At 43.0% G+C, this 13,003-nt stretch carries 14 protein-coding genes; 8 read left to right on the plus strand and 6 right to left on the minus strand.

Going from position 1 to position 13,003, the window contains the following annotated elements; genetic code table 11:
- Positions 1-69: 69 nt before the first annotated feature.
- A complete protein-coding gene (locus tag CJD36_RS10250) occupies positions 70-2,127 on the minus strand; it encodes a dipeptidyl-peptidase 3 family protein (RefSeq protein WP_105039077.1) in 2,058 nt (685 codons plus the stop codon).
- A gap of 135 nt (positions 2,128-2,262) precedes the next feature.
- On the opposite strand from CJD36_RS10250, the gene CJD36_RS10255 reads away from it, so the two are divergent.
- The 4 genes from CJD36_RS10255 to CJD36_RS10270 all read left to right on the plus strand — a co-directional run bounded on the left by CJD36_RS10255 (position 2,263) and on the right by CJD36_RS10270 (position 5,103).
- Positions 2,263-2,886 carry a hypothetical protein gene (locus CJD36_RS10255; protein WP_105039078.1) on the plus strand — a complete coding sequence of 208 codons (624 nt, stop codon included), beginning with the start codon at positions 2,263-2,265 and terminating at the stop codon, positions 2,884-2,886.
- 50 nt (positions 2,887-2,936) lie between these two features.
- Positions 2,937-3,572 (plus strand): hypothetical protein, encoded by a 636-nt coding sequence (locus tag CJD36_RS10260; RefSeq protein ID WP_105039079.1) that lies wholly within the window; start codon positions 2,937-2,939, stop codon positions 3,570-3,572.
- Between the two features lie 30 nt (positions 3,573-3,602).
- Positions 3,603-4,187: a Uma2 family endonuclease gene (locus CJD36_RS10265; protein WP_105039080.1), complete on the plus strand. Its 585-nt coding sequence runs from the start codon at positions 3,603-3,605 to the stop codon at positions 4,185-4,187.
- A 160-nt stretch (positions 4,188-4,347) separates the two neighbouring features.
- Complete coding sequence (locus CJD36_RS10270) at positions 4,348-5,103, plus strand: acyl-CoA desaturase (protein ID WP_105039081.1); 756 nt, start codon at positions 4,348-4,350, stop codon at positions 5,101-5,103.
- 199 nt (positions 5,104-5,302) lie between these two features.
- Here the strand turns inward: CJD36_RS10270 and CJD36_RS10275 are convergent, their stop codons facing one another.
- Positions 5,303-5,656: a hypothetical protein gene (locus tag CJD36_RS10275; protein WP_105039082.1), complete on the minus strand. Its 354-nt coding sequence runs from the start codon at positions 5,654-5,656 to the stop codon at positions 5,303-5,305.
- An 84-nt stretch (positions 5,657-5,740) separates the two neighbouring features.
- Between CJD36_RS10275 and CJD36_RS10280 the strand changes: the two genes are divergently transcribed.
- The gene (locus tag CJD36_RS10280; RefSeq protein ID WP_105039083.1) at positions 5,741-7,198 is read left to right on the plus strand and encodes an aldehyde dehydrogenase; all 1,458 of its coding nucleotides are present in this window, start codon (positions 5,741-5,743) and stop codon (positions 7,196-7,198) included.
- A 93-nt stretch (positions 7,199-7,291) separates the two neighbouring features.
- Here the strand turns inward: CJD36_RS10280 and CJD36_RS10285 are convergent, their stop codons facing one another.
- From CJD36_RS10285 to CJD36_RS10295, 3 genes are read right to left on the minus strand one after another with little or no spacing between them, the layout of a single operon-like run.
- Positions 7,292-7,735: a hypothetical protein gene (locus CJD36_RS10285; RefSeq protein WP_133162591.1), complete on the minus strand. Its 444-nt coding sequence runs from the start codon at positions 7,733-7,735 to the stop codon at positions 7,292-7,294.
- Entirely contained in the window at positions 7,732-8,223 is a 492-nt protein-coding gene (locus CJD36_RS10290; protein ID WP_105039085.1) for a hypothetical protein, read from the minus strand. Before CJD36_RS10290 ends, CJD36_RS10285 begins: the two co-directional genes overlap by 4 nt.
- Positions 8,224-8,264: 41 nt before the next feature.
- Positions 8,265-8,738: a hypothetical protein gene (locus tag CJD36_RS10295; protein WP_105039086.1), complete on the minus strand. Its 474-nt coding sequence runs from the start codon at positions 8,736-8,738 to the stop codon at positions 8,265-8,267.
- A 56-nt stretch (positions 8,739-8,794) separates the two neighbouring features.
- Between CJD36_RS10295 and CJD36_RS10300 the strand changes: the two genes are divergently transcribed.
- The 3 genes from CJD36_RS10300 to CJD36_RS10310 all read left to right on the plus strand — a co-directional run bounded on the left by CJD36_RS10300 (position 8,795) and on the right by CJD36_RS10310 (position 11,575).
- Positions 8,795-9,766, plus strand: coding sequence for a hypothetical protein (locus CJD36_RS10300; protein WP_105039087.1), 972 nt, complete (start codon positions 8,795-8,797; stop codon positions 9,764-9,766).
- Between the two features lie 88 nt (positions 9,767-9,854).
- Positions 9,855-10,694 carry a carboxylating nicotinate-nucleotide diphosphorylase gene (gene nadC / locus CJD36_RS10305; RefSeq protein ID WP_105039088.1) on the plus strand — a complete coding sequence of 280 codons (840 nt, stop codon included), beginning with the start codon at positions 9,855-9,857 and terminating at the stop codon, positions 10,692-10,694.
- Positions 10,691-11,575, plus strand: coding sequence for a diacylglycerol/lipid kinase family protein (locus CJD36_RS10310; protein ID WP_105039089.1), 885 nt, complete (start codon positions 10,691-10,693; stop codon positions 11,573-11,575). The genes nadC and CJD36_RS10310 overlap by 4 nt, the downstream gene beginning before the upstream one ends.
- Positions 11,576-12,111: 536 nt before the next feature.
- Here the strand turns inward: CJD36_RS10310 and CJD36_RS10315 are convergent.
- The gene (locus CJD36_RS10315) at positions 12,112-12,828 is read right to left on the minus strand and encodes a ferredoxin--NADP reductase (RefSeq protein ID WP_105039090.1); all 717 of its coding nucleotides are present in this window, start codon (positions 12,826-12,828) and stop codon (positions 12,112-12,114) included.
- Positions 12,829-13,003: the final 175 nt, after the last annotated feature.

Raw genomic sequence — 13,003 nt, forward strand, 5'->3', positions numbered from 1 at the left:
ATAACCCCTAAATAAAATAGGCGAACCGTATGGCGCGCCTATTTTATTTATTATTATTTAGTTATATGCTTAGTTAACTACAGGCAGATAGCCGTATTTCTTTCCGTATTCCATCATCTGGTTAAAGAAGTTGTCGGGGTATTCTACTTTTACATTGCTGATGGTCTTGCCCTTCATAACAGGTACCAGCTTTGGCTGTATAAAACCGCGGTATGGTTTGATACCCAGTTTCATAAAGCGTTCCAGTACTTCCTGGTGCAGTTTACCATCCACCTTTACGCCGTAGTTCTCTACCAGATTTTTACCCGCTTCGTAGTCGCCCTCAGACTTGATGCGCTGTATTTCTTTCAACAGATCGCCGAACAGTTTACGGAGCTTGGTGTAGTCGTTTACCTGTACATAGGTCTTGCCATTGCGGGTGATCATTTCAACAACCTTTTCTATCTTGCCTTTTTCGAATGCCCAATGCGCAATGAGTGCACGGTTACGCATATGCGCTTCTTCGATCTGGTCGCCCGACTTAATACGGGTCAGCTGTGTCATCAAGCCGTTCATCATGTAGTTGTCGTAAGCCGCTTTTGCCACGTCCATGTTCGGCATAACGCCAATATCTACCAGCTTCTGATCATTAACATAATATAAACCTACAAGGTCGGCGCGAGCTTCTTCGAGGCAGCTGGCATAGTTTTTCAACGTTTTGTCGGTTGTCTCTACACCCGGGTTGATCTGACCTGACGCATGACCTATACATTCGTGCATGTCGGTATGAAGATCTGAAGCCAGAGCACCGTACTTTTTCATACGTGCAATAACTTCTTCATTTGTACCAAACTCTGTGAGCATACCACCCTTGGCACTTGCCAGGTTGTAAGAGTGAATAATGTTACTCAGCGATACCGACTTAGAGCCATGCTCTTTACGGATCCATTCTGCATTGGGCAGGTTGATACCGATCGGTGTGCTTGGTGCAGCGTCGCCACACTCAACTATTACTGTAATTGCTTTAGCCGTAATGCCTTTTACTACAGCTTTCTTGTGCTCCTTCATGATAGGGGAGTTGTCCTCAAACCACTGCGCTTCAGCAGCTATCTTTTCCAGGCGTTTGGTCTCCTCCATATCACGAAGTGATAATGTGCTTTCGAAGCTGGCTTTCTTGCCTATGGCATCGAGGTACACTTCAATAAAGCCGTTCACTACATCTATACGGGAGTTAACATCCTTCACCCACGCTACGTTGTAGTCGTCCCAAACTTTAAGGTCGCCTGTTTTGTAGAAACGGATCAGCTTATCGAGCGCATCCTGTTGTTCTTTATTTTCGGATACTGCAAGCGCTTTCTCGAGCCACATAACTATGTGTCCGATAGAGGCACCATACATGCCATCGCGCTTCCATGTTTTCTCTACGATCTTGCCATCTACCTTCATGAGCTTGCTGTTCAATCCCCACGACGGTGCATTGCCTTTGGTATCAAACTTGTCGTAGTATGCTTCTACTTCTTTCTGAGTTACGCCTTCATAAAAGTTGTTTGATGAGTTAACTACATTATCAACATTAGGACGCAGGTCTACTACCTTAGGCTCGAAGTTCATATCGAATACGATGGGCTTAAGGCGCTTCGCAAAAGCATCAACAGATTCTGATTTTTCCTTTGGTAGCTTAGTTACATCGCTTGCTTTCAGTACGGACAAGAAATACTCATACGAACACTCCGGTATAAACTTATCGTTGCTATAATGGTGGTGATTACCATTGCTGAACCAGAAGCGACCGCAGTATTCTTCAAGTGCTTTCCAGTCTTTGGTATTCTTATCGCCCTTGTAGGTGCCATACATTGCTTCTATTGTCTTCCGCAGCAGAATGCCGTATTTGCTCTTTTGGTCGTAGATGATATCGCGACCACAAAGGGCAGCTTCATAGAGATAGTAAGCCTGTTGCTTTTGTTTGAGTGTGAGCTCGTTAAAACCCGGTACCTCGTAACGGAGTAATTGCAGATCGGCAAAAGATTGTGCTTCTACATTGAAGTTAGGGTCATATCCCTGTGCCAGGGAGGTGTTGCCCGATAATTGCAGACTCATGAGCGCGATGGCGGGAATAGCCCATTTTTTTATGTGGTTAAACTTTTTCATTAAAACGTGTTGGTTTTTTAAGAACGGGTTAAAAGTAAGATTATGTAGGGATTTGATGAAATGGCTATCCCCTTTAGTTGGATAATAGTATTTTTGAAATCTGAGATTTGCTCAGGCATCATTAAATCAGACATTATGAAATTGCTAGTACTTGTGTTATCGCTTATTTCTTTTACAGGATTTGCGCAGAATTTTGAGGGGAAGATCGTTTATAAGAATACCTATAATAGCAGAATACCCAATGTGACTGCCGAACAATTGGCTACTGCCGCAGGTGCCACAGAGGAATATTACATCAAAGGGAATAACTACAAGATAGTGCTTGATGGCACTTATATGAAAGGTGTAACCTATATAGGAGCAGAAAATAAGGCATTCACTTCTCTCGGCATATCAGACTCGCTTTACTGGCAAGACTATAGCACCTATACGGATACACCCATAAAATACGAGATCAAAAAAGATGCGGCTTATGTAATGGGATTGCTCTGTGATGTGATCATAATTACTACACAAAAAAGCAAGATCTCTTGTTACTACAATACAAAATATGCGGTAAACCCTGAATTGTATAAACACCATATTGATGGCCACTGGTACTACATCATATCCAAAACCAACGCTTTGCCCCTGAAAACCATTACCGAAAATCAAATGTTGACCATCATAAATACTGCTGTTTCTGTAACTCCGGAAAAATTGAATAACAAACTCTTTGATGTGAAGGACAGAACAAAACTTGCAAAAGCGAGGTTTTAAACCAAATTGTACGCACAACTTATATTCTTCTGCTTAACTAAATTTAGCAAATGAAATCATGGGCTTTTTTTCTACTCATTTTTGTTACAAGCTGTAAAAAAAGCTTTCAGGGACGAATTACTTACTCATCAACTTTTACTAATAAAGTTAACAATACAACGTTTAAAATTTTGGATGAACGGCTTGGTACAAAACAAGAGTTTTTTATTGATGGTAATAACATTCTGATTTTTTCCAACGGCAGCATTTTAAAGTCTCAGGTTTATCTTGGGTCAAGTAATAAAGCGTACACCCGCTTAGCTAATGACAGCCTCTATTGGAAAAGTTGCGACGCTAGTATTGACCCACCCACCAGATACGAGATTATTAAGGGCGGAGCAAAAGACACTGTACTTGGATTAGTCTGTGACGTTATCATTATCTACACTAAGAAGAGTAAAACAACAAACTATTACAATACTAAGTTCTCTGTCGATCCTGAACAGTTTAAAAAATGCAAATACGAAAACCGTTATTTTCTCTACTCTAAAATAAAATCTATCCCTTTAAAAACGATATATGAAACATCTGAATGGGTATTAACTTCGCAGGCAGTTGAAATTGAACCAATGAGTATAAGTAAGAGTTCTTTTGACCTGGGTGATACCAGCAAGCTAACTCCCCTTATATCACCAAACCAACAATAGGCTTGTTTTTCTCTCCCCAAATACCTTTTTATGCACCTTGCAGACCTCGACCTAAATCAATCTTATACCTATGCAGACTACTACTCATGGGATTTTCCTCAGCGTGTGGAGTTGATATATGGTAAGGCTTTTATAAAAGACCCTGTTACCTATACTGTGCACCAGCGAATGTCTATGAACCTCGCAATGCCTATATATGCCTATTTGAAAGGAAGCAAGAGCGCGATATATACTGCACCATTTGATGTGCGACTACCTCATGGTCCATCACGCGCTGATATTGATATTATCCATGTTGTGCAGCCTGACCTATGTGTGATTTGCGATCCTAATAACCTGGATGAGCGCGGAGGTATTGGTGTTCCTGATATAATTGTGGAGATACTCATTCCATTAAATAATGTTGTTGAACTCAACGATAAGTTTGACCTATACGAGGAAGCCGGTGTTAAGGAATATTGGATCGTGTCGCCTCAGGACAATACATTTCTTGTAAATACGCTGGTTAATGGTAAATATGTTACTGGCAGGCCCTTGGTAAGCGGGATACTTACCTCGTCTATATTGCCAGAATTCTTGCTTGATCTCTCCAAATTGTTTGCAGACAATATTTAATACCCGCTTAGTAATCCCAGCGTCATTTAACAAAATAGCATCTTATCTATTATCGTTGATTATCATGCGGGTGCAAGATGATTTATATCAGTATTGAAAGAATTATGTTTTCCACTTGGATAGTTTCTTTTAATTTTGCCACGCAAATAAAATTTTTTTAATGGCTGTTGTTATTTTCTTTTTTAGTATCTGGTATTTATCTCTTTTTTGCCAAACGTTCTTTCATCACAGGTATGCATCGCATGCGGCTTTTAAAATGAGCAAGGGTGCAGAGAAGTTCTTTTACGTTTTGTCGTTCATCACGCAGGGTTCTTCTTACCTGAGTCCGCGTGCGTATGCTATTATGCACCGTATGCACCATGCATTCACCGACACTGAAAAGGATCCACATTCTCCGTCTTATTCCAAGAACGTGGTGGACATGATGTGGAAGACTTATATTATCTATGCCGGTATCAGCAACCGCACTACCGAGGTAGAGGCGAAGTTTACCAAGAACGTACCTGACTGGCCTGCGTTTGACAAGTTTGCGGGATCTATGTGGCCAAGAATATTCTGGTCTTTGTGCTATTTCACTTTCTTCTGGTTTTTTGTAACCTCTCCGTGGCAGTGGTTGTTATTGCCACCACTATTGCTGATGGCTCCCGTACATGGCGCTATCATTAACTGGTATGCCCATAAGTATGGTTATGAGAGCCACGACATGCCTAATACGTCTAAGAACCTGATCCCGGTCGACTTTTTAATGCTGGGTGAGTCTTACCACAATAATCACCACAAATTTCCTTCTTCGATCAACTTCGGAAGAAAATGGCATGAGCTGGATCCGATCTACCCGATCATCCGTCTGCTGGGAGCTGTACATGTGATCAAGCTGCCTAAGAAGGGCGCCGCACCTGAGTTTAGTGAATGGTAGGTTGAAAAGTAAAAACTTAAAAATAAAAAGTAAAAAGTGTTTGAAGCGGCTTCCTTTGGGAGCCGCTTTTTTGTGCATTGTATGGCTCGTGTTGGGTGGTCTTAGCGCATCTCGAAGAGAGCCGACCCGTGCGAATGTCGCAGTTCGAGAGCCTTCACCGTGACATTCGGGGGTGTGCTGACGAAAAAGGATCCTGCACCTAAAAAACTAAAAACTTCTTTTTCTTCTTTTTAGGCAGTTCAATAGCAACGATCTTATCTGCCTTTATGGAGTACTTTAAGTTATAGGCCAGTTTATATTTCTTCTTACTTTTCTTCTTCAGCATACCCAGCTTATTGATGACGGTATCGCCGGTAATGATGGTTCCGAGGGAAACTAATGTGGCGGGTTCGAAGTTCTGCTGGGTGGTTGGGTATTGCTTTGTACGGATGAGCTCGTCGATTCTGTGCTGTACTTCCTGCGATGAGCGGAATTGAGTCGCGCCGCCCTTATTCTGGGCAAAAGAGCAAGCGGCACAGAGGATAAATGACAGTAACAACAGCAGGCGTTTCATATGATCAAATATAACGCATAATAACATAGTGGGGCGTTAAATGCGTGTAGGAACAGGTAAGGGCATTTTCCGTAATTTTGCGACATGAATCTTTCCGCTCCATCGCATATCGCCAATTATATTGGCGGCAACCTGCAGGCTCCCATCAATGGTAATTATATGGACAATATGAACCCGGCAACGGGTGAGATATATAGCCAGACGCCTGATAGTGATGGTGCAGATGTGGAAGCGGCTGTAGTTGCGGCAAAAGCTGCTTTTCCGAAATGGAGCACGACTACGCTGGAGGAGCGCTTTAAGATTCTTAACCGCATTGCTGAGTTGATAGATCAGAATCTGGACGCACTGGCACTTGCAGAAACCAATGATAATGGCAAGCCTTTGTGGCTGAGCAAGCGTGTGGATATTCCTCGTGCTTCGAGCAACTTCAGGTTTTTTGCTACGGGTATTATGCACTTCAGCACAGAGAGCCATAACATGGAAGACAAGGCCATCAACTATACGCTGCGCCAGCCGATAGGTGTAGTGGGCTGCATCTCTCCATGGAACTTACCTTTATATTTATTTACCTGGAAGATAGCGCCTGCACTGGCTGCCGGTAACTGCGTGGTCTCTAAACCAAGCGAGGTAACGCCGATGAGCGCTTACCTGCTGAGCATTATCTGTAAAGAAGCTGGTTTGCCTGATGGTGTATTGAATATCATTCACGGTGGTGGCCCTAAATGCGGGGCGGCTATTGTGGCTCATCCGCAGATAAAGGCCATATCGTTTACAGGCAGTACTCGTGCCGGTAAGGATATTGCTGCAGTTGCAGCCCCTATGTTCAAGAAGATATCGCTGGAGCTGGGTGGGAAGAACCCGAACATCATCTTTGCCGATTGTAACTGGGATAAGATGATGGCTACAAGTGTGCAGAGCAGTTTTAGCAACCAGGGGCAAATATGCCTGTGTGGCAGCCGCATACTGGTGGAAGAAAGTATCTACGAAAAATTCAAAGAAGAGTTTATTGCCCGTGCTAAGAAGCTAACTGTTGGCGATCCGCTACAGGATAGCAGCAAGCAGGGCGCCATAGTAAGCAAGCTGCACTACGACAAGGTGCTTGGCTGTATAGAACTGGCGAAGCAGGAAGGCGGTAAGATATTACTGGGCGGCAATGCTGTGAAAGGTGAAGGGCGCTGCGAGAATGGTATGTTCATAAAGCCTACTATCATAGAGGGCCTTGGGCCTAATTGCCGCACGAACATGGAGGAGATATTTGGGCCGGTGGTAACCTTACAATCATTCAAAACAGAAGAAGAGGCATTGGAACTAGCCAATACCAGCGATTATGGGTTGGCAGCTACTATATGGACGCAGGATGTGAGTCGTGCTAACCGTGTGGCGGGTAAGGTGCATAGCGGTATTATATGGGTGAACTGCTGGTTGCTGCGCGATCTGCGCACTCCATTTGGTGGATTTAAAAGTAGCGGTGTTGGCCGAGAAGGAGGCTGGGATGCGCTGAGGTTCTTTACCGAACCGAAGAATGTTTGTATAGAACTGTAGAAATGGCTCAATGGCTCAATGCCATAATGGCTCGATGGCTCAATACCCATTTGGAGAAAGAAATGTAATGGAATGTGGGGAATGAGTGTGCAGTTATTTGCCTCCCTGGTTACTAACGTACCGTTTAAATTCCGGACTCATCCCTGCCCATTTTGCATTCTTCTGTGCGGGAACGTCAATACTCGGTATAAAATAATTGCAACCAAGGCATATTATTATGTTAGCGACAGGGGTTTCATTCCGATAATAAACAAATGCAAGGTGTGGCATAAAACATTTAGCTCGCATACCACCGTAAGACTCCGGCAGTCCGATGCGGGTATTAAAGTCTTTCGCCGTAGCATCATCAAGCCGGACACGGCTCTTTACATGGGGATTTAGCCGACCTCTTTTGTCTATGATGTATGTGCTGTCATGAGGTGGGGAATAGTGATACATCACCAAACTATCGTATTTTAGAGTAAGGAATGGGTTTTTTATCTGTGCATGATTACAGATAGAACAGTATACGAGGAATATTAGTGCTAATAGTTTCATTTGATTTTCTTTGTTGGTTTTATCGGGGCTTGTATTTCCGCTAAATGATACTTTACTCCCAGATCACGAAGGTATTTTTGAAAGCAGCCAGTCATTCCGCCCGCGAAATACCATTTCGGAATATCATTTACGGAACAGATAAAGACATTGCAGGCCAAACAAACAACGATGTCAGCAATTGGTTTGCCGGATCTGTAATAAACAAATGCAAGATGTGGGTCGAAACATAGCCCCATGCTATCATTAAACGATCCAGAAGTTTCTAATTTATTGTTGATCTCTCTTGCTGTAACGGAATCTAACAATGCACTTTGATTAACAGACTGATTCAGTTTTCCGTTTTTGTCAATAATATCCGGGTTGTCTCGTTGTGGAGAATAGCTATATATAACCGCGCTATCATATCGTAATGCCGGAAGGTTATGGCCAACCTGAGCAAACGTTGCAAAACAGCGTAGAATAAGCAGGGTAGCTATAAAATATCTCATTGGTTTTAGTTTATTTTGTCCTGCTACGGCTTAGCTGCTACCTATTCTTTTTTCTCCTGAGCAGCAGTTAGGATATAGGAAAATTTATACCTGATCAACAACTGGTTAAAATAGTGGCGGAGCGAATTGCTAAGCCCCGGCATTCTTCTTTTTATATCGGGCGTGGAATATAGTTGGTTACAGGCCAGGCATACCGAGATGTGTCCTACGATCTTGCCGGATCTATAGTATACAAAGCCTAAATGTGGATCGAAACAGCCTGCAATAATGCCGTTAAAAGAACTTTTCAATCCAAGTATTTTGTTGAGCGAATTGACTGTCGCTTTGTCCAACACAACCCTCTTTTTAATTTTCCCGTCAAGCTTACCTTTGGAAACTATCTGACCTTCTTCGCCACCGGGTATAAAGTCATACATCACTACGCTGTCGTATTTGAGTGTAGCAAATGGATTTGTGATCTGCGCTTTTGCATAGTGACATAGCAAGACGAACAAGAGCAGCAAAAGATAGCGCATTGAAAAATTCCGGTTTATTCAAATTTAGTGATATTTGTAGAAACAAGATCCTGATTATGAGATCGATATTGTTGTTGCTATCCGTTCTTTTCTGTGTCGAGAGTGTTGCGCAGATAAATATAACTACTTCGGCACCTGCAGGCGGCCAGGCTCCATACAGTAAGGCGCATAGAGAGCGGTTGATGGATGAGTTGAAAAAAAGTACAACCATATTCATTTTGCAATACCGCGATTATGATCAGTTGGCTACTTTTGAAAAGGCCATAAAAGAATCGTGGACGTTTACTCCGTATAAGGTCATCAGACCCGGTGAACTGCAGGACTACGAGGGCAAGAAGGGGTTTACGTTTTTTACTTTCGGGGCTTATTATACCGGCAAACACCATAATACACAACATTTGCAATATGGGCTTTGGTGCCCGGTACTCAACAAGCATGGTAAGTTAAAGAGCCAGTTCTTTTACTCCAGCGAGGTGTTATACCCCGATGATAGTACAAGAATTGCAATGGTTCCCTATTCGCTTTCCAGACATAAGTATGATGCAGCGTTAATGAATGATATGCTGGATAATGCGCACTACTATAACTGGAACGCGCAGTTTCTGAAATCATACCTGCAAACCACCAATGACTTTCTTACTCGTAATGAGAACCTGGGCATGTGGAATACATACACCACCGAACACTTACATGAATTAAGGACGGATACCCTATATATACCCGACTATGTAAAGACCAGGGAAGAATTCTGGCGCAACATAACTTACACTGACTCGATAATAACAGAGGCTTCCATTCATGTCGAATACCCCTATCCTGTAAAGTTTGTAAGTACTGAACAACTCACGCAGATGCTCGCAGATCATAAGCGCAACATACATTACCTTATCTATTCAGTAGATGCTTCTGTAAAATATATTGACGTGTTTTCTTCGCGCGATGGATTGTTGTATGCATTTACCCGATTAATGTCCTGGACATTCAAAGAGAAAGATCTGGGGCGTTTGGCAGGGTTTGTGAACGGATAATGTATTCCCTTTTCAGGCTTGTTAAGTTATTTGGTATTAATTGTTCCAATACTGTCCTATAATACAATTCCCTTACTTTTGTTGCTTCATGACTACTACAGAATTTATAGCAGCAGCCCTTAGCGAAGATGTGGGTGCAGGTGACTTTTCCTCGTTGGCGAGCATTGATGCTGATGCAAGAGGTTTGGCGGTGTTGAAAATAAAGGAAGCGGGTATCATTGCCGGCATTACTCTGGCTGAAGAAATATTTCGTTTCCTGGAGCCGGATGTTACTTTCACGGCATTCAAAAAAGATGGCGATAGAGTAGCGGTTGGTGAGGTAGCTTTCGAAGTAGCTGCATCTGTTCATACCATTCTGAAAGCTGAGCGATTATCTCTTAATTGTATGCAGCGCATGAGTGGCATTGCTACACTTACCAATGAATATGTGACTGCAATAAAAGACTATCCTGCAAGAATACTGGATACCCGTAAGACTACACCACTATTCAGGGCTTTTGAAAAAGAAGCAGTTTTAATGGGTGGTGGTGTGAATCACCGTATGGGGTTGTATGATATGATCATGCTCAAGGATAATCACATAGATTTTTGTGGTGGCATTGAGATGGCAATAGCCAAAACAAATGACTACCTGAAGGCTAATAACCTTGACCTGAAAATAGAGGTGGAGACCCGCACTATTGATGATGTTAAACGCGTAATGGCATGTGGTGGGGTGCACCGTATTATGCTGGACAATTATTCTCCGGCTCAGCTGGAAGAAGCAATACAAATAATAGGAGGCAAATATGAGACCGAGGCTTCGGGGGGCATACAGTTGTCCAACATTGTTGACTACGCCCGCACGGGGGTTGATTATATTTCGGTGGGTGCCATCATCCACCACGCAGTGAGTATGGACCTTAGCCTGAAAGCAAAGACGGTATGACAAACCCGCCAAGACATATCACCTTCATCATTAACCCACGTGCCGGTATGGAACGTGAAAAAGAGATCAAGGCTGCTATCAAGGCTCAGCTCAATGAATTTTTATACACCTTCGATATTCAGTACACTCAATACGCCAAGCATGGCATTGAGTTGGCCAAAGCCGCTGCTGACAAGGGCACATATGCTGTGATAGCGGTAGGCGGTGATGGGTCTGTAAATGATGTGGCGCAAGGGTTACTAGGCAGCAAAACTGTGCTGGGTATCATTCCTAAAGGTTCGGGCAATGGTATGGCGAGGACTTTAAAAATTCCGTTGGATACTTTTGCCGCTGTAAGAACTATTAATGCAGGACGCTTAGTGGGCACCGATGTTGGCTTTGCTAATGAACGCCCCTTTATAAGTAACGCAGGTGTGGCATTTGATGCATTGATCTCCAAAAAATTTGCCAAAAGTGAGAAGCGTGGATTTGGAGTATATAGCTGGCTGGTGACCAAACATCTGTGGCTGTATAAGCCGTGGCAATTTGAGATAACTATAGATGGCGAGCGTATTGATGAAAAGGCCTTTATGATAGTTGTGGCCAACGGACAACAGTTTGGTTACAACTTCAGAATAGCGCCAATGGCTTGCTATAACGATGGCTTACTAGACCTAATAGTTGTTCGAAAATTTCCCAAGATACTTGGTGGGCTGATAGCATTGCGCGCTATGAACGGTACAATAACCGACAGCCAATATGTGAGTCATAAAAGAGGTAAAGAAATTATTATAGCCCATCCAGAACTGAAGTTGATGCAGACAGATGGTGACGCTCATGCATGTGAACACAGTATCCGTTTTACAGTAAAGAAAGAGGCACTGAAAGTAATAGTGCCATAGGGACTGCACATAAAAAAAGTGTGGCATGCCATCGTAAAGCACACCACACATTTTTCAACCTCAACTCTAACCTCACAACTCCTCAACTCACACACACTTCTAACTCCTCATACTCTTTTTCACATCCGCCTCAAACGCTCTTTCACCAACACCTCAGACACTTTCATTCACTATATCGATTCACTTATTTTCCATTCCGCCCCAGACTCTTTTTCACGCTCTCGTCCTCTACTCTTGCTCTTTCTGATGTAAAAATACTATGCCGCATGAAGGCATACCAAATAAAGTTCACGAACGGTCGTAAAAGTTTATGAACGGCATTTTATGTGGTTTTCTGTTAAAGGATTTTGTGATTGTGGGGTGGGGTTATGGCGCTATTTGGGCATTTGCATTATAGTATATGTTGTGTACATATTCAGAGGTCCGATACCTTCTGCATCATTACATCTGCTTGCTTTGGATCATTGACCTTTTCTAAAAAAGAAAGCGGCATCCTTATCGAATGCCGCCTGATTGCTTTTTTAGTTTTTTACTAATTATCCATAGATCTCTACATGCACATCTTTACTTGTGTAGCCATGCTTTAGTATGCGGTCGCGGGCTTCATCTGTCATGGCGCGCCAGCCGCAAAGCATGAAGTACGCAGGATTTTTTGCCGCGCTCAGCTGTTCGTAAATATCATGCACATAACCGGTGCGGCCCTGCCATTCTTCTCTCGATAGCGTAGCATGGTAAGTAAAGCCCGGAAGTGTTTTTTCCAGTTCTTTCATTTCGTCGTGGTAAAGGAGGTCTTTACTTGTGCGTGTGCCGAAAATGAGGTGAATGTCTTTATGGGGTATGTTGTGTGTCTTAATATAATGAGCCATACTGCGGAAGGGCGCTATGCCGGTGCCCGTGCAAATCATGTACAAGTCACGATCTATTATTTCTGGCATTACAAATACGCCCTGCGGGCCACGCAATGTGAATTGATGTCCTTCCTTTACTTCATTAAAAATATAGTTGGAACCGACACCTCCATCCAGCGCTACAATAACCAGTTCTATCACATTACTACCATCCGGCATAGAGGCTATGCTGTAGCTGCGCCAGCGCTTGTTGCGCTGTTCATGTATGGGTAGGTCGAGCGTTACAAACTGGCCGGGTTTGAAATCAAACTTTTCTGCTTCGGGCAGTTGTATCCAGTAGCGTCGCGTGTTGGGCGTAGCCTGTTCTACTTTAGTTACTATTCCGGTTTGCCAGCTAGGTATCATATGCTTGCGCTAAGTTAAAAGTGAAAAGTCAAAACCTAAAAGTATCCAATCGCCAGGTCAAAGTTTACGGCTCAAAGAACCCATATTTGTTGGACTATTTTGACCGTAATAAAGGTATCTATTATTTGCGGGATGTAAATGTTGTTTTGCTAATGGTATTATAAGCTGTTTGTAT

It is taken from the genome of Flavipsychrobacter stenotrophus (assembly GCF_002954265.1).
GTDB classification, from domain to species: domain Bacteria; phylum Bacteroidota; class Bacteroidia; order Chitinophagales; family Chitinophagaceae; genus Flavipsychrobacter; species Flavipsychrobacter stenotrophus.

What these genes read in the sequence shown, in the direction of transcription:
- CJD36_RS10295 (WP_105039086.1), bottom strand. Translation starts at nt 8,738, where the DNA reads ATGCGCTATCTTTTGCTGCTCTTGTTCGTCTTGCTATGTCACTATGCA.
- CJD36_RS10270 (WP_105039081.1), top strand. Translation starts at nt 4,348, where the DNA reads ATGGCTGTTGTTATTTTCTTTTTTAGTATCTGGTATTTATCTCTTTTT.
- CJD36_RS10315 (WP_105039090.1), bottom strand. Translation starts at nt 12,828, where the DNA reads ATGATACCTAGCTGGCAAACCGGAATAGTAACTAAAGTAGAACAGGCT.
- CJD36_RS10310 (WP_105039089.1), top strand. Translation starts at nt 10,691, where the DNA reads ATGACAAACCCGCCAAGACATATCACCTTCATCATTAACCCACGTGCC.
- CJD36_RS10265 (WP_105039080.1), top strand. Translation starts at nt 3,603, where the DNA reads ATGCACCTTGCAGACCTCGACCTAAATCAATCTTATACCTATGCAGAC.
- nadC (WP_105039088.1), top strand. Translation starts at nt 9,855, where the DNA reads ATGACTACTACAGAATTTATAGCAGCAGCCCTTAGCGAAGATGTGGGT.
- CJD36_RS10255 (WP_105039078.1), top strand. Translation starts at nt 2,263, where the DNA reads ATGAAATTGCTAGTACTTGTGTTATCGCTTATTTCTTTTACAGGATTT.
- CJD36_RS10300 (WP_105039087.1), top strand. Translation starts at nt 8,795, where the DNA reads ATGAGATCGATATTGTTGTTGCTATCCGTTCTTTTCTGTGTCGAGAGT.
- CJD36_RS10285 (WP_133162591.1), bottom strand. Translation starts at nt 7,735, where the DNA reads ATGAAACTATTAGCACTAATATTCCTCGTATACTGTTCTATCTGTAAT.
- CJD36_RS10260 (WP_105039079.1), top strand. Translation starts at nt 2,937, where the DNA reads ATGAAATCATGGGCTTTTTTTCTACTCATTTTTGTTACAAGCTGTAAA.
- CJD36_RS10275 (WP_105039082.1), bottom strand. Translation starts at nt 5,656, where the DNA reads ATGAAACGCCTGCTGTTGTTACTGTCATTTATCCTCTGTGCCGCTTGC.
- CJD36_RS10290 (WP_105039085.1), bottom strand. Translation starts at nt 8,223, where the DNA reads ATGAGATATTTTATAGCTACCCTGCTTATTCTACGCTGTTTTGCAACG.
- CJD36_RS10280 (WP_105039083.1), top strand. Translation starts at nt 5,741, where the DNA reads ATGAATCTTTCCGCTCCATCGCATATCGCCAATTATATTGGCGGCAAC.
- CJD36_RS10250 (WP_105039077.1), bottom strand. Translation starts at nt 2,127, where the DNA reads ATGAAAAAGTTTAACCACATAAAAAAATGGGCTATTCCCGCCATCGCG.